This window comes from Pseudomonas sp. GW821-FHT02H06 (genome assembly GCF_059421525.1).
The window spans coordinates 62,224-82,390 of the sequence record NZ_JBWKVD010000009.1 but is presented as its reverse complement, the minus strand read 5'-3'; the positions used below and the strand labels follow the sequence as shown (position 1 = coordinate 82,390).

At 54.7% G+C, this 20,167-nt stretch carries 13 protein-coding genes and 3 pseudogenes; 10 read left to right on the top strand and 6 right to left on the bottom strand.

The features are described 5' to 3' along the window. Nucleotides 1–471 precede the first annotated feature (471 nt). Nucleotides 472–696 carry a DUF6555 family protein gene (locus AC07VF_RS16100; protein WP_346627938.1) on the bottom strand — a complete coding sequence of 75 codons (225 nt, stop codon included), beginning with the start codon at nt 694–696 and terminating at the stop codon, nt 472–474. A 316-nt stretch (nt 697–1,012) separates the two neighbouring features. On the opposite strand from AC07VF_RS16100, the gene AC07VF_RS16095 reads away from it, so the two are divergent. Both AC07VF_RS16095 and AC07VF_RS16090 read left to right on the top strand, forming a co-directional pair. Then, nucleotides 1,013–4,486: a response regulator gene (locus tag AC07VF_RS16095; protein ID WP_346627939.1), complete on the top strand. Its 3,474-nt coding sequence runs from the start codon at nt 1,013–1,015 to the stop codon at nt 4,484–4,486. Between the two features lie 283 nt (nt 4,487–4,769). Next, nucleotides 4,770–5,129, top strand: a complete 360-nt coding sequence (locus AC07VF_RS16090) for a response regulator (protein WP_346627940.1) — start codon at nt 4,770–4,772, stop codon at nt 5,127–5,129. On the opposite strand, the gene AC07VF_RS16085 is transcribed toward AC07VF_RS16090, so the two are convergent. Continuing rightward, nucleotides 5,130–6,827 carry a GAF domain-containing hybrid sensor histidine kinase/response regulator gene (locus AC07VF_RS16085; RefSeq protein ID WP_495009276.1) on the bottom strand — a complete coding sequence of 566 codons (1,698 nt, stop codon included), beginning with the start codon at nt 6,825–6,827 and terminating at the stop codon, nt 5,130–5,132. It abuts the gene before it with no gap. Between the two features lie 50 nt (nt 6,828–6,877). On the opposite strand from AC07VF_RS16085, the gene AC07VF_RS16080 reads away from it, so the two are divergent. Both AC07VF_RS16080 and AC07VF_RS16075 read left to right on the top strand, forming a co-directional pair. Next, nucleotides 6,878–8,377, top strand: coding sequence for an ATPase domain-containing protein (locus AC07VF_RS16080; RefSeq protein ID WP_346627941.1), 1,500 nt, complete (start codon nt 6,878–6,880; stop codon nt 8,375–8,377). After that, nucleotides 8,367–10,475 (top strand): ATP-binding protein, encoded by a 2,109-nt coding sequence (locus AC07VF_RS16075; protein ID WP_346627942.1) that lies wholly within the window; start codon nt 8,367–8,369, stop codon nt 10,473–10,475. Before AC07VF_RS16080 ends, AC07VF_RS16075 begins: the two co-directional genes overlap by 11 nt. A 261-nt stretch (nt 10,476–10,736) precedes the next feature. Here AC07VF_RS16075 and AC07VF_RS16070 read toward each other — a convergent pair. After that, nucleotides 10,737–11,007 (bottom strand): annotated as a pseudogene (locus AC07VF_RS16070) (tyrosine-type recombinase/integrase); the annotation flags it as partial. A 198-nt stretch (nt 11,008–11,205) separates the two neighbouring features. On the opposite strand from AC07VF_RS16070, the gene AC07VF_RS16065 reads away from it, so the two are divergent. Then, nucleotides 11,206–12,333: an acyltransferase family protein gene (locus AC07VF_RS16065; protein ID WP_346627943.1), complete on the top strand. Its 1,128-nt coding sequence runs from the start codon at nt 11,206–11,208 to the stop codon at nt 12,331–12,333. 363 nt (nt 12,334–12,696) lie between these two features. Further along, complete coding sequence (locus AC07VF_RS16060) at nt 12,697–12,906, top strand: hypothetical protein (RefSeq protein WP_346627944.1); 210 nt, start codon at nt 12,697–12,699, stop codon at nt 12,904–12,906. Nucleotides 12,907–13,618: 712 nt separating this feature from the next. On the opposite strand, the gene AC07VF_RS16055 is transcribed toward AC07VF_RS16060, so the two are convergent. Continuing rightward, the gene (locus tag AC07VF_RS16055; protein WP_346627945.1) at nt 13,619–15,586 is read right to left on the bottom strand and encodes a PAS domain-containing protein; all 1,968 of its coding nucleotides are present in this window, start codon (nt 15,584–15,586) and stop codon (nt 13,619–13,621) included. A gap of 557 nt (nt 15,587–16,143) precedes the next feature. On the opposite strand from AC07VF_RS16055, the gene AC07VF_RS16050 reads away from it, so the two are divergent. The 4 genes from AC07VF_RS16050 to AC07VF_RS16035 all read left to right on the top strand — a co-directional run bounded on the left by AC07VF_RS16050 (nt 16,144) and on the right by AC07VF_RS16035 (nt 17,611). Continuing rightward, nucleotides 16,144–16,452, top strand: a complete 309-nt coding sequence (locus AC07VF_RS16050) for a putative quinol monooxygenase (RefSeq protein ID WP_346627946.1) — start codon at nt 16,144–16,146, stop codon at nt 16,450–16,452. Between the two features lie 52 nt (nt 16,453–16,504). Beyond that, nucleotides 16,505–16,873, top strand: coding sequence for a hypothetical protein (locus tag AC07VF_RS16045; protein WP_346627947.1), 369 nt, complete (start codon nt 16,505–16,507; stop codon nt 16,871–16,873). Nucleotides 16,874–17,135: 262 nt separating this feature from the next. Beyond that, nucleotides 17,136–17,402, top strand: a complete 267-nt coding sequence (locus AC07VF_RS16040) for a hypothetical protein (RefSeq protein WP_346627982.1) — start codon at nt 17,136–17,138, stop codon at nt 17,400–17,402. Then, entirely contained in the window at nt 17,399–17,611 is a 213-nt protein-coding gene (locus tag AC07VF_RS16035; RefSeq protein ID WP_346627948.1) for an Arc family DNA-binding protein, read from the top strand. The genes AC07VF_RS16040 and AC07VF_RS16035 overlap by 4 nt, the downstream gene beginning before the upstream one ends. A 684-nt stretch (nt 17,612–18,295) precedes the next feature. Here AC07VF_RS16035 and AC07VF_RS16030 read toward each other — a convergent pair. Together AC07VF_RS16030 and AC07VF_RS16025 are read right to left on the bottom strand one after the other, a co-directional pair. Further along, a pseudogene (locus AC07VF_RS16030) lies at nt 18,296–19,099 on the bottom strand (methyl-accepting chemotaxis protein); the annotation flags it as partial. A gap of 51 nt (nt 19,100–19,150) precedes the next feature. Continuing rightward, nucleotides 19,151–19,921, bottom strand: a pseudogene (locus AC07VF_RS16025) (MCP four helix bundle domain-containing protein); the annotation flags it as partial. Nucleotides 19,922–20,167 lie beyond the last annotated feature (246 nt).

The following is a 20,167-nucleotide window of genomic DNA, read 5'->3' as shown; positions in this document are numbered from 1 at the left end:
CTATGACTGGGTTCCCTTCGTTTTGACTGAGAGCCTTTGTCATGGCCGTCCAGATCCGTCCTGGGAGTTAGCAGTGAAGCCTTACGAATACGAGGTATTTTAAAGTGATGGGCTTGGGCCGTAAATCCAGGAAAATAGCTTTTGCTCGAACCCTGGCGTCTAGAATGGGTCTGATAGCGGGCCTTCGACGATCGCCTTGTAATGCTGAGCAACCGGCGCATTTCTTGACCAATATTCTGGTGCTGGCCGGGAAAGGAGAAACTCATTTGATGATGGGATATTCCCGCGCGTAACGAAGCAGTGTTCCGATGGGTTTGACATCCATTTCGCGAAAGCTAACAGGCCAGTCAGCCTCGACCCTCCACCTGCCGCAGCTGTCGATGTCAATTCAGGGTGATGGACCTTGTGACCGTAGCAGCAGTTTGAGTCGTGCCCGGAGGCTCAAATTCCACTCTTGGGCGTCTCAAATTATTAGGCCTGAGACCATTGTACTTCGGCGATTCCGTGCCGCTCGGCGAGGGTTTTGCTGACCACCTGGACGTTGTCACGGCGGTATTTCGGGATCTGTGCAACCCCTGAGTCTACAGCAGCCCAGTGCCACGCCTCGGCATTGGTCATCGTCTCGGTGCTGACGTAAAAGCTCTTGTACGTGCCGTTATGGATGTAGTCGATTCGATAATGGGCAGAGTGTGCCATGGGTTGTTCCTTTTCCCGGAAAGCTACGGATTACACTTATTCCGAAAGTCGCACGCCACCATAGTTCCAGCAGCCCGTCTCGGTGGAGCAATGTCATCAAGCGCAGCTCGTCGCGACTCTTACTCAGGAGCGTCCACCAGTCTCTTGAGACAGCCGCTCAGAGTGTGTCGCCTAGCGCTATGCTAAAGCCGCCACACTGCAATACACGGAGTCCACATGAGCTTTGCGTATTACACATGGCGGGCAATAGCCGGGCGGTGAGTAATGGCAAATTATCAGATAAGCTTCCCGCCTTCCCCCCTGCAGGATTTTCGACATGCCGACTGGAGCTGTTGACGAGCGTAATTTCCGTAAAATTTTGCGACGCAATGTCGCAGCGCCAGTGATGCTTGGCCTTTTTGGTATCTTGCTGTTCGTTTCCTTGATTGCCTATCTTCTCGATCAAATCGACTGGGTCGAGCACACGGATCGTGTGATCAACAATGCCCATGAAACGCAGAAACTCGCCGTGGACATGGAGAGTGGTGTTCGAGGGTATCTTCTTAGCGGTGATGACCGTTACCTCGATACCTATGAGCTTGCCCGAGTCCGTGTTCCTGAGAATATCAAGGCGCTTCAGGCCCTGGTGTCGGACAACATTTCTCAAGTAGACCGGTTGCAGCGCATCGGAGCGCTGCAAGCGGCCTGGGCAGATCGGGCGCAGCGGATCATTGAAATACGGCGTAGCAACGGCGATGTCGAAAGTATCTTGCGAATGGGTAAAGGTAAGCAACTCGGTGATGAGATGCGTTCGGAGTTCAGAGACCTGATCGCGATGGAGCAGGGGCTGAGAATCTTGCGAACTGAATCGGTACGTCGCACGACGTTCATTACGATTAGCACGTTCGTGTTATTCACCTTGGCTGCAAACCTTATTCTTGCCTATTTCGGTCGTAGAGAGCTCATACAGCTCTCCACTTCGTATACCACTATCGTGGACGCCCAAAATCAAAGCAAAACCAGATTGGAACACGACGCTTGGCTCAAAAACGGACAGAGCCAGCTCGCCCAGCGCGTGCTAGGCGAGCTATCCGCGGATTCGGTTGGAAAAAATGTCCTGGAGTTTTTCGCCGAATACTTGGGCGCTGTGGTCGCTGCCGTTTATGTCCGGCAGCCGTTCGGCGATTTTGTACGCGTGGCGAACTTTGGGTTTTCACGCGAGCAAGCTTCAATGGGCCAGGCATTTCAACTGGGGGAGGGCTTGATCGGAAAAGTTGCGGAGCAAAATCACATCGTTTCGCTGAATGACCTTCCTCCAGATTACCTAAAAGTAAAATCCGGCCTGGGCGATGCCCGACCTACGAGCGTACTAATCGCGCCGGTAGCCAACGATGATGGGGTCAACGGCGTCATTGAGCTGGGTTTCCTAAGAGCTTTGGAACCCAAAGACGCGGAGCTGCTGAAGCTGGTGATGCATGATGTTGGGGTAGCGGTAGAGTCTGCACGGTACCGGCAACGCATTCAGGAAATCCTCGAGGAGACGCAGCAGCTGAACGAAGAGCTTCAGGTGCAACAGGAAGAGCTGCGCACCTCCAATGAAGAACTGGAGCAGCAGTCTCACGTACTGAGAGAATCTCAAGCCAGTCTAGAGGTTCAGCAGGTTGAGCTCGAGCAGACAAACGAGCAGTTGAGCAACCAAGGGCTGGAGCTGGCCCGGCAGCGCGACAGTCTTGATAGGAAAAACGAAGAGCTTCAGCTGGCTCAATCAGAGCTCGAAGCCAGGGCGCAAGAGCTGCAGCGTGCGAGCAGATACAAGTCCGAATTTCTTGCGAACATGTCACATGAGCTGCGCACCCCCCTCAACAGCTCTCTGATTTTATCTAAACTTTTGGCCGATAACGCTGGTGAAAATCTCACGCAGGAACAGGTCAAGTTCGCTGAGTCGATATATTCTGCGGGCAATGACTTGCTGCATCTGATCAACGACATTCTTGACATTGCGAAGGTCGAAGCGGGCCGATTTGATTTATTTCCCAGCGAAATCAGCACTGCGCGTTTGGTCGAGAATCTGAAAAATACGTTTAAGCCACTCGCGGACCAGAAAGCGCTCCAATTTTCCGTTGAGTTGCAAGAGGGGGTAGCGCCGATCATATACACGGATCAGCAGCGCTTGGAGCAGGTACTAAAAAACTTGTTGGCCAACGCGATCAAGTTTACAGAGAGCGGTCGTGTGGAGACGACGGTTTCGTCTCAGCCAGGCGGGGGTATCGCGTTTGCTATATCCGATACGGGCATTGGCATTGCAACTGATCAAATCGAGCGTGTTTTCGAGGCGTTCCATCAAGGAGACGGTTCAATTAACCGGCGTTTTGGCGGCACTGGGTTGGGGTTGTCGATCTCCCGTCAGCTAGCAGAACTGCTGGGGGGGACTATCAGCGTGACTAGCGCTCTAGGCAAGGGCAGTGTCTTCACGTTGACGATCCCAGAACGTTTCGATGGCGAGATTCTCCCGGCCATGGTTGTGCAGGCAGTTTCAGTAGCGTCGATGCCGGTTTCGCCACAGGCGAGCGATACCCGTGCTTCACTTGCTTCGATCGCCACCTTTGCAGACGATCGCCAATACGCGCCGTTCGACAAACACGTGATCTTGGTTGTGGAGGATGACGTACGCTTCGCTCAGGTTCTTTATGATCTTGCTCACGATCAGGGGTATCAATGTCTGGTGGCCCACGGTGCAGATGAAGGGGTTGAACTGGCATCGAAATTCTGTCCGGATGCCGTTCTTTTGGATATGCGGTTGCCAGATCATTCTGGGCTCACTGTGCTTCACCGCCTGAAAGAAAACGCAGCCACGCGGCATATTCCAGTCCACGTAATATCCGTTGAAGAACGACAGATGACTGCCATGCAGCTTGGCGCTGTCGGTTATGCAGTCAAACCAGCAACGTTGGTCGAACTTAAAGAGGTATTTGCCAGACTGGAGTCAAAACTTGCTCAAAAGGTCAAGCGGGTGCTTCTGGTTGAGGACGATGCCCGCCAGCGCGAGAGCGTAGTCAGATTGATCAGCGACGATGATGTTGAAATCAGCGCGGTGGAGTCGGGGGAAAATGCGCTTGTCCTCCTGCGCCGAGAAGCATTTGACTGCATGATTATCGATCTGTCACTGCCAGACATGACGGGCAACGACTTGCTCAAACACATGTCTATGGAGGCTTTGCCATCTTCGCCGCCGGTGATTGTCTACACAGGGCGATCTCTCACCCGGAAAGAGGAAGCAGAATTACTCCGTTACTCCCAGACGATTATCATCAAAGGGGCACGCTCTCCTGAACGCCTTCTGGATGAAGTGACCTTGTTCCTGCACAAGGTAGAAAATACCCTCTCCAGTGATCGGCAGAAGATGCTGATGGTGGCACGCAACCGCGATAGAGCCTTCGAGGGTCGCACTATATTGGTAGTGGACGACGATGTGCGAAACATCTTTGCGTTGACCAGCGCCTTGGAGCAAAGGGGGGCTTTGATTGTGGTAGCTCGCAATGGTGTTGAAGCTATTGAGCGACTCCAAGGAGCGGAGCATGTCGATCTTGTGCTCATGGACATCATGATGCCGGAGATGGACGGCTTCGAGGCCACACGGCGTATTCGGCAAAACCCGGTTTGGCGTAAGCTACCCATCATCGCGGTGACTGCCAAAGCGACGAAAGAAGATCAAGACCGATGCTTGGCGGCAGGTGCCAATGATTATCTGGCAAAACCCATTGAGCTTGGGCGACTGTTTTCATTAATTCAGGTGTGGATGCCAAAAATTTAAGGGCTCACGGTCAGGCACTGATGGGAGACTGAACTGACAATCCATGTTCGCTATTAAGTCGCTGCGCCGTCGCAGGCCTAACGTTGGTTAGAGAGGTCGAAGAATCAGCGTGGGGGAGTGGTCTGCTAAAGCCCGCCGGCCCGTGTAGAAATCAATTCCCTTTTTTGCCCCGCTCATCGGAGCAAAGGCTCGATTTCTAGATCGGTGTGTCCAATCAGTTACATGCACTCAAATGCTCAGACATCGCTCAGACAGGTCTGATCGTCACGACAGGAATTACCTCATGAGCACCATCATTCTTGTCGAGGATGAGCAGGACATATTGACCATCATGGTCGAAATTCTGGAAATGGAAGGCCATAGAGTCAAAGCATTCTGCGAGGCAGATTCAGCCTGGAGTCACATTCAGCATAATGGTTTCGATGCAGATCTGCTGATCACTGACCTGAGAATGCCTGGCAGTATCGACGGGCTCGAGCTGGTCCAAAGGCTGCATGACCTGGTACCGCAGGTGCCTGTAGTCGTCGCCTCAGGTTTCCATGCTGCGGTAAACACGTTGGACTATGATCATGTGCACTGGTTGAACAAGCCATTCACCTTGACTCAGCTGCAAGCCATCTGCCATAAGCTGACCGCGCACTGATCAACTGGATTTGCCCGGAGCCTCGGAAATTTCCTGAAGATAACGCGGCAAATAGATGCAGATTGTGGTGCCTTCACCCACGCTCGACCAGACGCGCACCTGACCACCTGATTGCTTGGCAAAGCCATAGACCATCGAAAGGCCAAGTCCGGTGCCCTGGCCGACGGGCTTGGTGGTAAAAAACGGCTCAAATATATGAGCCAGGGTTTCGGGCGGAATGCCCGACCCTGTGTCCTTGACATAAATGCACAAATACTGGCCTTCAGCGAGACCTTCACTTTGCGCTGCGGATTGATCTATCTGCTGGTTGGTCGTATTGAGCGTGATGCGACCGCCGTCCGGCATTGCATCCCGGGCGTTTATGCATAGATTTAAAAGTGCATTTTCAAGCTGGCTGGCATCGACATAGGCCAGCCACAGGTTTGAATCGCCATGAGCATCGAGCTCGATTTTTTGCCCCATCAGAGGCCGAGCGAAATCGGCTATTTCGTGCATCAAGTTGTTGACGTCGGTGGGCAGCGGCTCCAAGGTTTGACGACGCGAAAACGCAAGCAGCCGATGCGTCAGTGCCGCAGCGCGATCGGTGGAGCTTTGTGCCATCGTTATGTACCTGTCGAGGTCCAACACTCGGCCTTGGGCCACACGCAATTTCAGCAAGCCCAGGGAGCCTGAGATACCTGTAAGCAAGTTACTGAAGTCGTGAGCGATACCTCCAGTCAACTGACCCACTGCTTCCATTTTTTGTGACTGGCGCAGCTTGTCTTCCAGCTCCATGAGCAGGGCTGTACGGCTCATTTCACGCTGCTCCAGAGCTTCATTGAGCAGCCTCAGTTTTGCCTCGGTGTCACGGAGCGTATGGCAGGTGCGTTCGAGGTCCTGCTCGCGCGCTCGCAGTGCTTCTTCAGCAATGGTACGTTCGAGCAGATCAGCTGCCTGTCGCGCCAGAATATCCAGCAGCTTCAGATCCCGCTCGGAGGGATGATGCGCATCGCGCCAGTGAGTCGATATCATCCCCAACAACTGACCAGAGCGTGAGAGCAGTGGGGTGGTCTGCGCCGATCGTATGCCCGTGCTGCGAAACGCCGACAAGTCTTCAGTCCCGGCAATTTCTGCCCATTCCTCGAAGTCCGGAATGATGGCCCGCTTACCCAGCTTGAGCGCTTGAGTACAACTGCTATGAGCCGTTGGGCTGACCCACTGCCAGAAGTTGATCGCCTCTGGAGACAGTCCTCGCGAGCAAAGCAACTGAAGTTTGCCACCGTGGCCCGACGCGTGGCCCTCGGGGCAAAGCAGTTGCATTGTTCCGAATTGGGAGCCGGTGATGGACACTGCCGCGTCCACAATCTTGCCGTATAGCGTCTCCAGGTGTTGTTCACCGATCAACTCGGTACTGATCGCGTGCAGCAACGCGATATCTGATGGTACATCTGTCGCGGTGACCGAAGAGGTCAGGTGAGCCTCCAGCTGGGAGGGAGCAGATCGAGCGGGCATGACGACCTCTGCTGACGCTGGAGTAGACGCGAAGTCTAGCATTTGCAGCACATTCCGCGATAGCAGCCGCTTTTGCCTTCGTATTTTAGTTGGGGAGAGAACGGTTGCATGCCAAATTCCGTCCTGCTGGTGTACTGACTGATATTCAATAACCGTCTTAACGGTCGCAAGCTTGTTTTCGTAGCGTTGGTATTTACGCGGCTTCATACTGGAAGCCCTAAGCTTTAACGCTTGCCTCCCTATCAAGGTTTAAAAAAATGGCCTCGTTGCGCCCAGTGATATCAACCGGCAATGTCGGATTCGATTCAGTGTTGAGAGGAGGCCTACCCAGCAATCGGCTTTACCTTCTGGAAGGAACGCCTGGGGCTGGCAAGACTACGCTTGGCCTTCAGTTTTTGCTGGAGGGAGTAAAAGCCGACGAGTCCGTCCTGTACATTACCCTTTCAGAAACCAGCGAAGAGTTGGAAGGCGTCGCGCAGTCGCATGGCTGGACTTTGGACGGCATTGACCTTTTTGAGCTTTCTTCAACCGAGGAGGTGCTGGGCACGGGTTATGAACAGTCCATCCTGCACCCTTGGGAGGCAGAACTGGGTGACATCATCAAGCTAATCCAGGAGCGAGTGGACAGGATAAAGCCGAAAAGGGTGGTATTTGACAGCCTTTCCGAGATGCGCCTTCTGGCTCAGGATCCTTTGCGTTATCGCCGTCAGGTGTTAGCCCTAAAGCAGTATTTTGCTGGTCGGGACATAACCATCCTGCTGGTGGACGATCTTACGGCTTCGAATGGGGAAAGAGACAACCACCTTCACAGTCTTTGTCATGGCGTCATCACCCTTGAACGGCTGACTCTGGATTTCGGAGCAGCCCGCAGGCGCCTTCAAATACAAAAATTACGCGGTGTTGATTTCGTTGCGGGCTTTCACGACTTCACTATCCGCAGGGGCGGACTCGAAGTGTATCCGCGGCTAATCGCGGCCACCCATCATGTGCCGTTCACCGCAGAGCCTGTAGGTAGTGGGGTTGCTGCCCTGGATGAACTATTGGTAGGAGGTCCGCTAAGGGGGACTAGCACCCTGGTAACCGGGCCTGCCGGCTCTGGCAAAACCACTATTGCGCTGGCTTATCTTGCAGCGGCTTGCAGTCGGGGTGAGAACTGCACTATCTACGAATTTGACGAGCGCGTCGCTACTCTGGTTTTGCGTGCGGATAGCATGGGGATGGATTTGAGTAGTCACATTTCCAGCGGTCGCCTGGTCATTCAACAAATCGACCCGGCAGAGATCTCACCAGGGGAATTTTCCTGGCGCGTGCGCACCGAAGTTGAAGAGCGCAATTGCACCATGATCGTGGTTGATAGCCTGAACGGCTACTTGGCAGCGATGCCACAGGAGCAGCAGCTGATCTTGCAGATGCACGAATTGCTTTCCTATCTCAGCCAGCTTGGTGTGGTCACATTCCTGATCAACCCTCAGCACGGCCTGGTCGGCTCAATGTCAACAAATCTCAATATTTCCTACGTTGCAGACTCTGTGATCCTTATCCGGTTCTTTGAGGCGCAGGGACGGCTGCGTAAAGCAATTTCTGTCCTGAAGAACCGTAGCGGCGCCCATGAAGACGCGATTCGGGAGCTTCGCATTGACTCGAAAGGCGTGCGCGTTGGTGAACCACTGGCCAATTTCCGTGGCGTGTTGACTGGAACGCCGGAGTACTTCGGCGCAGACCTGCCCTTGATGGAAGAACGAAAGCGTGTCGACTGAGCGATTCTCTGAAGGTAGAAATCTGCTTGTGGTGGCTCCCTTCCAGGGAGATGCAATTGCTTTGCGCAAGCTCTTCGGCCAGACCTACCCGATTGAAGTCCATAGTGATTTGCACTCACTTTCGGCGGCCGTCGGTGAAAGCACTGGTCTTGTGATACTCACCGAGGAGAGTCTTTCCGGTGAGGTACTTAGCCTTGGAGCAGCACTCGACCTTCAACCACGCTGGTCCGAGATTCCAATCATCCTCCTCGCGTCCAATAAAAGCCGGTCTGGCCGAGACACCGAGATCGCTCGGCGCAGGCTCCCTAAATCGGCGGGGCACGTGGTCGTGCTGGAGCGCCCGCTCAGTTCAGCATCGTTGCTGAGTGCTACCGCCGCCGCATGGCGTTCGCGTATGCGCCAATTCGAAATGCGCGAGAGCATTGAGCAATTGGCGGAGGAGAGGAGGCGATTACATATCCTGCTTGAAAATATTCCATTGGGTGTGTGCTTCATGGACACGCAAGGTACATCTCTCGTCAGCAATCCTTTGTACCGGCGCTATGTGCCGGGAGGCATCATCCCTTCCAGACAACCGGAAGTCGCTACTATGTGGGTAGGGCTTGATGCTCATGGTAGGCAGTTGGAGCCCGATATGTTTCCGGGTGCTAGAGCGCTGAGAGGAGACCCGGTAGCTGGCTTGGATTTTTACCATCGCCTAAATGACGGCACAGAGTCATGGATGCGTGTCAGTGCTGTTCCTTTATACGATGAGAAGCAGTCGATCATCGGTGCAGCTGCTGTGATCGTCGACATCAACGAGGAGAAGCAAGCTGAACTGACTCTGCGCAGGTTCAATGAAGAGCTTGAGATTCAGGTTGAAGCGAGGACTCGTCAGTTGAATGCGGCTGTCGAGCAGCTCAAGGCCGAGAGTGAAGAACGCGCGCGTGCCGAAGAGCAATTGCGCCAATCCTTGAAGATGGAAGCAGTGGGGCAGTTGACCGGAGGTATTGCTCACGACTTCAACAATATGCTCACGGGCGTTATCAGCGCGCTCGACCTTGTGAAACTTCGAATAAACAAGGGACGCCTGGACGGAATCGATAGGTTTATGGACGCAGCGCAGAGTTCAGCACAAAGAGCTGCTTCTCTGACGCACCGTCTGCTTGCCTTCTCTCGACGCCAGTCGCTGCATCCAAAAGCAGTTTCGGTCAATGAGCTTATCCGATCGCTCGCTGATCTACTCAACCGTACGGTTACGGAGAACATCGTTCTCAAAATCGAGCTGAGCGTGGACCAACACTTGATCTTTGTGGACTCCAACCAGTTAGAGAACGCGGTTCTCAACCTGGTGATCAACGCACGAGACGCCATGCCTGATGGCGGTGAGTTAACCATTGCCACCTTCCTTGATGCGGGAACAGGGACGAGCTCTTTTCAGCAGGTCTGTCTGCAGATACGTGATACCGGTTATGGCATCCCCGAAGATCTCCTAAACAAGGTTACTGAGCCGTTCTTCACTACCAAACCTATAGGCCAAGGCACTGGCCTGGGATTATCCATGGTTTATGGATTCGCTAAACAGAGCAACGGTCGTCTTTCCATTGAGAGTAAAACCGGCGCAGGAACTGTCGTTTCAATCTTTTTACCGGAGCATCAGGGGATCGACGAAGATCACCCGAGCGCCGCCTTGCGGGTCACCGCAGGACAAGGTCAGACCATCCTCTTGGTCGAAGACGATGACTCTGTGCGCCTGATCAATCATGAAGTGCTAGAAGAGCTTGGATATCGGGTGTACGAGGCCCGCAGTGGTGAAGAAGCCCTGAAGGTGTACAACGATTTGCAAAAAGTGGACCTCTTGCTTACCGATGTCGGATTGCCGGGCATGAACGGGCGGCAATTAGCCGAGATTCTTCAACAACGTAAGCCGCGTCTTCCAGTGTTGTTCCTCACAGGATATGCAGAGGGGGCTATGGTGCGGGCCGATTTTCTAGGTCCTTTCATGCAGCTACTCACCAAACCGTTGGCTTTAGACGTGCTTGCCAGTCGAGTGGCAGAGATGATCGCGGAGTCAGACGCGACCGTTGAAGCCATGGCACATGGCACTGGCCGTGTCTGAAACGCCGAGCATGAGCGGAATCGATTTAGGCCAGGAAATTCAACGGTTGTACTCAGATTTGCCGGTGGTACTGGCTACTGGCTACAGCCATATATTCGCGCAGAATGGCGCCACAGGTTTTAAGCTTGTGCATAAGCCCTACTCTGTTGAGCAGCTATCGAGCGTGCTTCAACAGGTGCTCAGCGCGACAAGGCAAGGAACGCAATGCCCTTAATTTCGGTTTCATCTGTGACTGAAGCAGCTTCGGGTTATTCGGATTAGGGCCGCCGTCGCTCGGAGTCCATATACCCCCAAGCCGTCGACCTCAATACCGGCCTTTTTCGCATAGGCCGTGACCAAGGCATAGATGCCGTAGGCGATCCCGGCACCGGTCAGCTTGCCGCGCAACGGTATGAACAGCGGCACTTTCCTGTCATGTCCTGAGCTTCCTATGTACGCCCGGCCGCTACCGGGTGCAACGGCAGGTAGTGCATCTTGCCGCCTTTGCCCCCCGGCGCTCCCGGATGTCGCTCACCTGTAGCAACGCCGCCTCTCTGAATTACACAGGAGTCACCTGCGGGTGACTGGAGGCCTCCAACGATGCCTCGCCTCATTCCGCAGTAAGTCTCGACTCCTGCCCCTTGCACAAAACTATCCCTGCACTATCGTATTGCCTTAGGTAGTGACGCGACCGAACCCCCATGGGTTGCTTTAGGCGCTTTCGAGCGATGGCAACTGATTGGGGGATTACATGCAGGAAATGAACCGGTTTCACGCGTTGGACAGCATGCGCGGTATCAGCGCGATAGCGATCGTCCTTTACCACACCCATCTTGTAGGCAGCATTACGGAGTGGAAGTTTTTCGCTAATGCCGACCTGCTGGTCGAATTTTTCTTCGTCCTTAGCGGCTTCGTCATGGCTCACGCTTACGGTAGCAAGCGCGGACGGGACTTAAGCCATTTCCTGATTTCGCGCACCTTTCGCCTGTTACCCCTGCACGCGTTCATGCTTGCAGTCTTCATTGGTCTGGAGGTCCTGAAGTACGCCGCCTATAAACAGGGTTTCTCCTTCAATCAGACACCCTTCACCGGCATCTACGCGCCGTCGCAGATCCTACCCAATCTCATGTTGCTGCAAAGCTGGACGCGCTTGACGGAAAACCTGTCATTCAATACCGCGTCCTGGAGCATCAGCATCGAGTACTGGACCTACATGGTGTTCGCCGCAACCCTTTTCATGGCTTCGACTCGCCGATACCTTCTGTGGACATTCATTGCCCTCAGTGGATTTGCTCTGCTTTCCAACCATATCGATGTAATGACCGTTTATGCGCAAAAAGGCTTGGGATGTTTCTTTGCCGGGGCATTGGCTTACGCCCTTTTCAGCCGTCTAAGACGCTGGGTTGTCCCTGGCTTCGCATTGCTGAGCGCACTGGAAGCCTTCGCAGCCATTGCCATCTGGTGGGTGCTGACCTCGGAGTTGCCGCAGAAAATAGCGTCAGCCAGCATGGTGTTCTGCGTGACCATCATGCTATTTGCTTTTGATGGCGGAGCGCTGTCGCGCGTGCTCAAGCACGAATTCTTCGCTCGCTTGGGGCAGTGGTCTTACTCCATCTACTTGACCCACTTGGCCGTACTGTTCTTCGTGATTTCGGCTTTTATGGTGGTGCAGAAAAAAACCGGCTTTGAAGCCGCGCCCATGCAAGGTGATATCCGCTACCTGGATACCGGCCATGTCTGGCTGAATAACCTGATGGTTCTGCTGATTCTGACGGCGGTAGTGACGATTTCCAGTGCGACCTATCACTATGTCGAGCTCAAAGGACAAGCAGTCGGCAAGCAGCTGTTGAGGCGCAGGATGGCGATGCCCACGGGCTAACGTGATCATCCCCATACAGCTTGTGTGGGAGCGATGTGTTTCTGTCCTGACTGACACGGCTGGTGTATGAGCAGGGTTTGTACTGCAATCTGTTGCGAATCGGTCGTTTTTGAGAATGGAAGCTGTTGCCTGCGGAGATAACCTGTTGCAAGTGGCGAGCGCTTGATTCGCATCCTGGCGGTTAGCGCCTTAGTGCTACTGGGCTAAGCGCCAAACTCGTGGAGCTTGAGTCGCCGTCCCGAGGAGGTTTCTTTCGACAATCCGATTGAGATCAAATGCGGGCCTAGTGAGCGTTCGACCTAGGCTGTGTGAAATCGGCCGGGCCAAGCTGGAGCGGCCACCCTGCAGTAACTCGGAGTCCACATGAGCCTTGCCCACGTAAAAGAGATAGTTGAAGCCAGTGATGTCATCGAAGCGAATCGACTGCTTCAGTCAGGGCATGAGTTGCTGCAGATTGTCCCGGGCTGGACCAGCGACAATACTCCCTGCACGCTGTTTTACCTGAGCAAACCTGCCCCGACGTCAGAGGGCGATTATGTCGACGGCGATTGGGTGCCCAAGCGGCCGAACTGAGCCACTGCACATAACGGCAGCTCTGTTCGTACGCCCCACCGCATGGCCCGCTCCAGCGGTTTTTTTTTGCTGCTTGATGGACGCAAGTATGCCGGGGATTAACACCATAAACCTGCCCTGGCCTGCGCCCAGGTCCCTTGTTGCCTAGGAGCTGGTTATGTCCCCTGCCGATCTCGATTTTCTGGACACCTCGGATCTGCCGCGTGGTTTGAGCGAGCCGGCATACGCCACTTGGCGCCTGGCCCTGCGCGACCTATGCAGAGGTTCAAGTCGAACACTGTTTTCAGTTCTGTCACGGTTTTATCCAGGCCCTGCAGGATGTGCAGGCCGTTGAACCAGAGGTGTATCTGTTTCTTGAAGCTCAGGTGCACGGCCTCTGGATCGAGCAGATTTCCGCCCTTCAGGCACGAGGTCACTGATGCGCAGCGGAATTCAAGTAAACGTTGCAGGCCATGTTCGAATGTGGTGCCGGGCGCGGGGTGCTCGGCAGTCCGCACCACGACAAATGGCCAGGCCGATTCACGTCTGCGAGCCTTTTCGCGTGGGACGCTTTGTCGAGCACGTAGGCACTAAGCTATTCGCGCTGGCTGTAGAGGTGGCATGTAAGCCCGCTGAGAGCGGCCAGTTATTGACGGCCATGCCTGCTCAACCACGCTTGTAAGTTATTCCTTGGCGCTATGACTTATCAGTTAGGCCATTCGATCAAATGCTTTCACGGTAACTTGGCGTTCTCGACCATTGTGTGGATGCGTAAGCGCATGGTTTCGATGGAGAACGGTTTTGTCAGCACGGCCATACCAGGTGCCAACCGACCACTTCCCAGCACAGAATTTTCCGCATAACCGGTGATAAACAAGACCTTCAGGTCTGGCCTGCAGACGCGAGCTGCGTCCACCATCTGACGGCCATTCAGCCCGCCCGGTAGCCCAACGTCACTGATCAGCAGATCGATACGCGCATTTGACTGGAGTACATTCAGCCCTGCTGCGCTGTCACCTGCCTCGATAGCCATGTATCCGAGGTCTTCCAGGATGTCCATGACCAGCATGCGCACCGTTGGCTCATCGTCTACCACCAGCACAGTTTTGCTGCGGTCACTGGGTGCTATGGCGGCACGCTCTGGTTGTTCGACTTCACTTTCCGCTTCTGCATAGTGACGAGGAAGGTACAGGCAGACCGTTGTACCCAGTCCCTCTTCGGAATGAATTTTGACCTGTCCTCCCGACTGCTGGGCGAATCCGTAGATCATGGACAGACCCAGGCCGGTCCCTTTACCAATAGGTTTTGTAGTGAAAAAGGGTTCGAATGCTCGCGCGACCACCTCCGGCGGCATTCCGGATCCGGTGTCCGTTACGCTGAGGGCCAGGTATTGACCTTCTGGAATTTGATACTGCTTCGCAGTCTTTTCATCGAGACACCTATTGGCTGTCTCAACGATGATACGGCCGCCTGCAGGCATTGCATCTCGGGCATTGATACATAGATTCAGCAGCGCATTCTCAAGTTGCGAGACGTCCACTAACGCGACCCACAACCCAGGCATGCCTACCGCTTCAAATTGAATGCTGGGGCCGACGGTTCGCTGAATCATGTCCTGCAGTTCAACGACCAGCCGATGGATATCGGTCGGTCGTGGGTCAAGAGTCTGGCGACGCGCAAAAGCCAGTAATCGATGGGTCAAGGCAGAAGCACGCTTTGCTGCCCCTTGTGCTGCGCCTATATAGCGTTCCGCGTCGTTGATACGACCTTGCATCATTCGATGCTGCATCAATTCGAGTGACCCGGAAATGCCGGCCAGCAGATTGTTGAAGTCGTGTGCAAGGCCTCCGGTCAATTGGCCAACCGCCTCCATTTTCTGGGACTGCCGAAGTCTCTCCTGCGCATCCTGCAACTCAGCAGAGCGCTCGGCGACACGTTGCTCCAGATTCTCGTTGAGTGACCGTAAATCAGCAATGGCGCGGTCGCGTTCTGCTTCAACACTACGGCGACCCTCTATATCCAACAACACGCCGGGAAAGCTCGCCGGTGTGCCATCCGCATCGCAATCGACCCGACCGTTTGCTTCCAGCCAATAGTAATTGCCGTCTGCTCGCCTGACTCGGTACTGATGAGCGTATCTGCCGCCGCGAGCAATGGCCTGATCAATCGCTTCGATCAGCCCGGGGCGATCATCGGGATGAACCGTTTCCACGATCTGAGCCAGTGGGATTCCTTCCTTGCCCAAAGCAGCGTCCAAGCCAAACGCCACGGCGAATGCCTCGTCCACCGTAAAGCGGTCCAGTTTCAGGTCCCAGACCCAGCAACCGATGATGGCTCCGGCCGCGAGCGCGAGCTGCACCCGCTGGATATTTTCTTTGTTCAGCGCTTCACTGACCCGCAGCCGTTCTTCGGCGGCTTTTTGCGTGGTGATGTCAATCACAAATCCGGGAAAGCTGGTCCGTACACCGTGTTCATCGGAGCCGACGCTGCCATGGGCGTCAAGCCAGTAATACCGACCATCAGCGCGCTTGACTCGGTATTGATGTCTATAGGCGCCACCGCGTATCACGGCCTCAGCGATCGCAGTGTCTAATCCTGGTCGGTCCTCTGGGTGAACGTTTTTGAGGACCTCATCGATTGACGCTTCCTTATCAACAAGGCTTACATCAAGTCCAAACGCTTCGGTAAAACCAATATCCACGGAGAAACTGTCCTGGATTGGGTGCCAAACCCAAGTGCCTACGATTCCGCCTGCTTTGAGCGCAACGTGTACATGCTCGCTGCCTCTATTCGCCAGGAGCTCGTGTGAGCGTAGACAACGTGCCTCAGCCAGCTGTGATCGGAGACTCTCAACCTCAGAGCGAAGGGTCTCGATTTCCGACGGTTTGTCGGTCATTTCGACTCACCGTAGTGGGCCAAATGGTAAGTACTGGAGAGATGTGCACGTCTCTGAAGCGCGAAAACAGTGGTTTTTCTGTTAGCCATGGATGTCACGCGACTGAGGACCAAGAGGGGGGTTCCAGCATGCTACACCAATGGCTTGCGCATCGAATGCCATACGCGTGGGAACCTACAAAGGCTTTTTGGAGTGCCTGCGGTGTGCAGAAGGCTGGCACCTTAAAAAATCCCTTGCCACCTAGCCAATAGGTACAAAGCTATTTCAATAGCCTCCCTGCTTTTTCTGAATGAATATCTTACGTGGCATGTCTCATGCGCTGACGGCTCCATTCCGGCGCCGGCATTGTCAGGACTCCCCACATGACTTCACCTCTTAACGTCGTCGCGATCATGAAAGCCAAGCCAGGCATGGAAGCGCAATTGAAAAACCTGCTGCAATCCGCCCTGCCGCAATTCCAGCATGAGCCTGGGTGCCAGGCCTATGCGCTGTTGACGGATCTTGAAGACCCCACCCGCTTTGTTTCCTACGAAAGCTGGGACAATGAAGCGGCACTGCAAGCGCACATGAAGGCTCCGACCCTGACAAACGCTATGCCGGTTCTGGAAAATATCCTAGCCGAGCCCATGCAGCAGATTCGCCTTAATCAATTGCCGGGTAGCACCGTCTAGGTCGTGGTATGCCATGCACGCGGGATTGACATCCGATTAAAGAGAATGAGTCATGAAACATATTTTCTTCACTTCGTTGTTTGCTTTTAGCCTGACCGCTACAGCTGCACAGCAAAGCCTCAATCTTCCAAGCTGTGACATCCAAAACCAACAAGAAATAGCCGGGGAGACCGGAGCGCAGATCAGCGATCCAGGACAAGCACATATCTCAGTAAGAGCCAATGTTCTAAGTGCCGATATCAGTACCTCAAGAAAAGTCCGTCGTATTACCGAGGTTGAAGCACAGCATATGGTGAAGCGTGTAGAGAACGTCCGGAATGAAACTAATCGGTTCGTCGAGCAGCAGGGTTTCTTGAGCGCGGCAGAGAAAGCTAGCTTTGACCGTGAGTTCGATGCCATTGCGACGCAGCTGTGTAGGTAAGAAAATTGAACAACGCCCAATCCGGCATGAGTGGGGCTGTGGCCGTAGAAGAATACCGTGATCGTACCCCGATCGAGCAGTAAAAGCGGCTATTGCGCCTGAGGGCTTGATGGCTGATGGTAACCACGGCGACAAGTCACCCGTTCCACCACCAGCTACACAAACAACCAAAATGTCGCTGCATCCACAAGCCCGCCCCGTGCGGGCTTTGTCAGTAGCAACAGGGCATTATCGGACCTCAGATCGTGCAGGAAAATCAGCCGTGACCAATCTTAGTGAAACGCTTCGTGCAACTGCCAGAAAATGGCGAAATGCTAACCAGGATCATCGTGGCGGCGTCGTGCTGATCTGGCAAGGCGTGGTGTACGGCTGGAAGGATTCCTTGCGTGACGCGAGCGATGAGAGCCCAGGCGTATACGCTGTGAATGAAACAGATCACATTTTCATCGCCGAAGGCGGTGATGAATACAACGGTGCAAAATGCTGGGTAGCCGCTGTTTTTGAAAAAATCAGTAGGGAAGGTCGATGAGTACGAAAAAGCAATCTGCCCCGTATCCATTCCGACTGCCGGCAGAGTTGCGCGAGCGGCTGGCACACTGCGCGGTGATGAATAACCGCAGCCTCAACGCAGAAATGATCGCGCGCTTGGCGACAAGCTTACTTGACGTTGAGAAAGTCGATCTAGAAGTTGAAAACAACGTCATGCTGAAAGCGCTATGCGTCAAGTTGGGCACTTAGAGAAAAGATCCGTTGTGCACCACATGTCTTTGGCAGTAACAGGGCGCGTCTTTCGCGTCCGAGAGCTCAACGAGAAGATCGCTTCCAGAATGTTGCCGATGTGCAAAAAGAGATCACAGATAGGTCATGGATGAAAGCAGAACTCAGTGATGCCCCGGAACGAATTACGCGAAGAGGCCGCACGCGTGGCGTGCAAAGTCTTGTCGCCTGCCTAGCAATAGGCAGTGTCATTGGAGTCAGCGCTTTGCTGTGGGCAACCCGATCGGAGCCCCACCGAGAAGTCCCGTCGACGGAATCCAAAGCCCAGGTGTTGAACGCAGGGGCGGACAGAGGCTCTGTCATACGCTCGAATCCAACACCGTTGGACACGGGTCCCAATCCCAGTTCTCGGCAAACCAGCTTCAATGATCAGAATTTTATACCGACGGGCGCCTACAACATCGTCACTTTTCGTCAAAGCCCCTCTAACTCTCCTCGGGCTGAGTCTCCGCACAAGGTCAAGCTGACGATAGTCCGGCAAAGTCCCAGCCTGAAGGACCGGGCTTGCTGGCCTTTCAGGCTGGGAAGTATTGAGTCCCGCAACTGTCGGCTTTCAGTGGGCCTCAAGGATCGCGACTAAAGAAGTGCCCTGCCGCTTGGCGTTGCAAGCGGCGAAGGTGCTTCGAACAAAGGTGTGTGAAAGGGCTACATCCGGAATCGACGAATCTGATCGTTGAGTCCGACCGCCAGTTCTGACAATTGCTGGCTTGCTGCTCGCGTCTGTTCGGCCCCGGCTGCTGTCTGCACCGAGAGATCACGAATTCGTACCAAATTGCGGTCGACTTCTCGTGCCACCTGGGCCTGTTCCTCGGCTGCGCTGGCAATCACAAGATTGCGTTCATCAATGCCCGATACCGATTGCGCAATGGCTGCCAACGCGGAACTGGCTGACTGGGCCTGTTGGCGAGTCTGCCTGGCTTGGTCGGCACTGGTCAGCAAGGCATCCACTGTTTGCCCGGTACCCTGCTGAATGCTACCGATCATGCTCTCAATTTCCCGGGTGCTCTCGCCGGTGCGATGGGCGAGCGCTCGGACCTCATCAGCGACCACTGCGAAACCGCGACCCGCGTCGCCGGCGCGCGCCGCCTCGATCGCGGCGTTAAGAGCCAACAGGTTTGTCTGCTCTGCGACCGAGCGGATGACGTCCAGAACTTGGCTTATGTTGCGGGTCTGTTCAGACAGCTCTTGCGCGCGTTCGCTTGCGCCCAGGACGTTATGAGCCAAATCTTCGATCGCACTCAGCGTGTTACCCAGCTGCTGCTGCCCCTGACGTGCCGTTTCAGCGGCGTTACGCGATTCAGTAGAAGTAGACGTAGCATTGCCAGCCACCTCGTCGACCGCCTGGCTCATCTCCGTCACCGCGGTGGCGGCCATCTCGATTTCGCTGTTCTGCTGCTGCAGTCCTAGGGCGCTCTCGTTCATCACTGCCGTCATCTCTTCGGCTGCCGAGGCGAGTTGGGTCGCGGAATGGCCCAAGTGGCCCAAGGTATCGCGCAAGTTTGTCTGCATCTGCTGCATCGCCTGAAGAAGTTGAGCCGCTTCGTCTTGACCACGGACGTCGAGCGTCTGGGTTAGGTCACCACTGGCGATGGTTCTGGCGGCGCTCACAGCGTCTGCGATTGGCTTAGTCAAGCTTACGGTAAGGCGCCAGGCCAGCAGTAGCGTCAGGCCGAGGGCAAGACCAATAGTCACCCAGGTGATGGACGTGGATTGGCTATAAGTCGCACTGGCGGTTTGAGCGGCTGCTTTGATGTCATCCTGACTAACCTTTCGCAGGGCCTCGGTGTTTTCATTCATCTTCGTGCCTAGCTGAGCCATGCCCGACTGCACCAGGACACGCGCTTCATCCACCTTGCCGGTGGCAACAAGTTCTATGAGCTGGCTTATGTTCTTCACGTAGTCCTGATGGACCTGGCGAAGACTCTCGAAGGCCTGCCGCTCGCTGTCTGAGCTGACGAGCTTGTCGTAGCGGCCGAATGCCGCGACTACATCGCCGTTGATGCTATCGATCTTGTCGCGCGTGCTCGCCACAGTCGCGGCATCGGGCATAGCCAACAAGCGCAGCACCTCAATTCGGGTGCGGGCCAGTTGCAGGGAGAGGTTGTCGGCCTCCACGATACTCGGAACACTGTCAGTTTCGATCACCAAGCTTTGATTACGGATCTGCGACATCTGCGAAACGCCAAAAATACCGACGCCCGCAACCAGGGCGGCCAACAGGCCAAAACATAACAAGCTGCGCGTAGCGATGCTGAATGAACGGAAGGTCATGTCTGAGTCCGATGGGTGATTGTGCTAAGCACATCGACAACTGGCCTTTTTACTTGAGCAGACGGCGCAGGGACATGACGCCAGCCGATAAGTGGTCCTGCAACGCTGAGGAGCGAAAATACCGCGCTGAGGTCAGGGACGTATTTGCAGCTCATCATTGATAGGGATCGACTCAACCACTTGCTAGAAATCCTCGCACCTGTACAACAGCTCGCTCAGGGATCGATACTTTATCAAGTGGTATGG

Bases quoted from the DNA above. Each gene is read 5' to 3' on its own strand.
- AC07VF_RS16060 (WP_346627944.1), top strand. From the start codon at position 12,697: ATGAGCCTTGCCCACGTAAAAGAGATAGTTGAAGCCAGTGATGTCATC.
- AC07VF_RS16035 (WP_346627948.1), top strand. From the start codon at position 17,399: ATGAGTACGAAAAAGCAATCTGCCCCGTATCCATTCCGACTGCCGGCA.
- AC07VF_RS16045 (WP_346627947.1), top strand. From the start codon at position 16,505: ATGAAACATATTTTCTTCACTTCGTTGTTTGCTTTTAGCCTGACCGCT.
- AC07VF_RS16085 (WP_495009276.1), bottom strand. From the start codon at position 6,827: ATGAAGCCGCGTAAATACCAACGCTACGAAAACAAGCTTGCGACCGTT.
- AC07VF_RS16065 (WP_346627943.1), top strand. From the start codon at position 11,206: ATGCAGGAAATGAACCGGTTTCACGCGTTGGACAGCATGCGCGGTATC.
- AC07VF_RS16095 (WP_346627939.1), top strand. From the start codon at position 1,013: ATGCCGACTGGAGCTGTTGACGAGCGTAATTTCCGTAAAATTTTGCGA.
- AC07VF_RS16100 (WP_346627938.1), bottom strand. From the start codon at position 696: ATGGCACACTCTGCCCATTATCGAATCGACTACATCCATAACGGCACG.
- AC07VF_RS16090 (WP_346627940.1), top strand. From the start codon at position 4,770: ATGAGCACCATCATTCTTGTCGAGGATGAGCAGGACATATTGACCATC.
- AC07VF_RS16050 (WP_346627946.1), top strand. From the start codon at position 16,144: ATGACTTCACCTCTTAACGTCGTCGCGATCATGAAAGCCAAGCCAGGC.
- AC07VF_RS16080 (WP_346627941.1), top strand. From the start codon at position 6,878: ATGGCCTCGTTGCGCCCAGTGATATCAACCGGCAATGTCGGATTCGAT.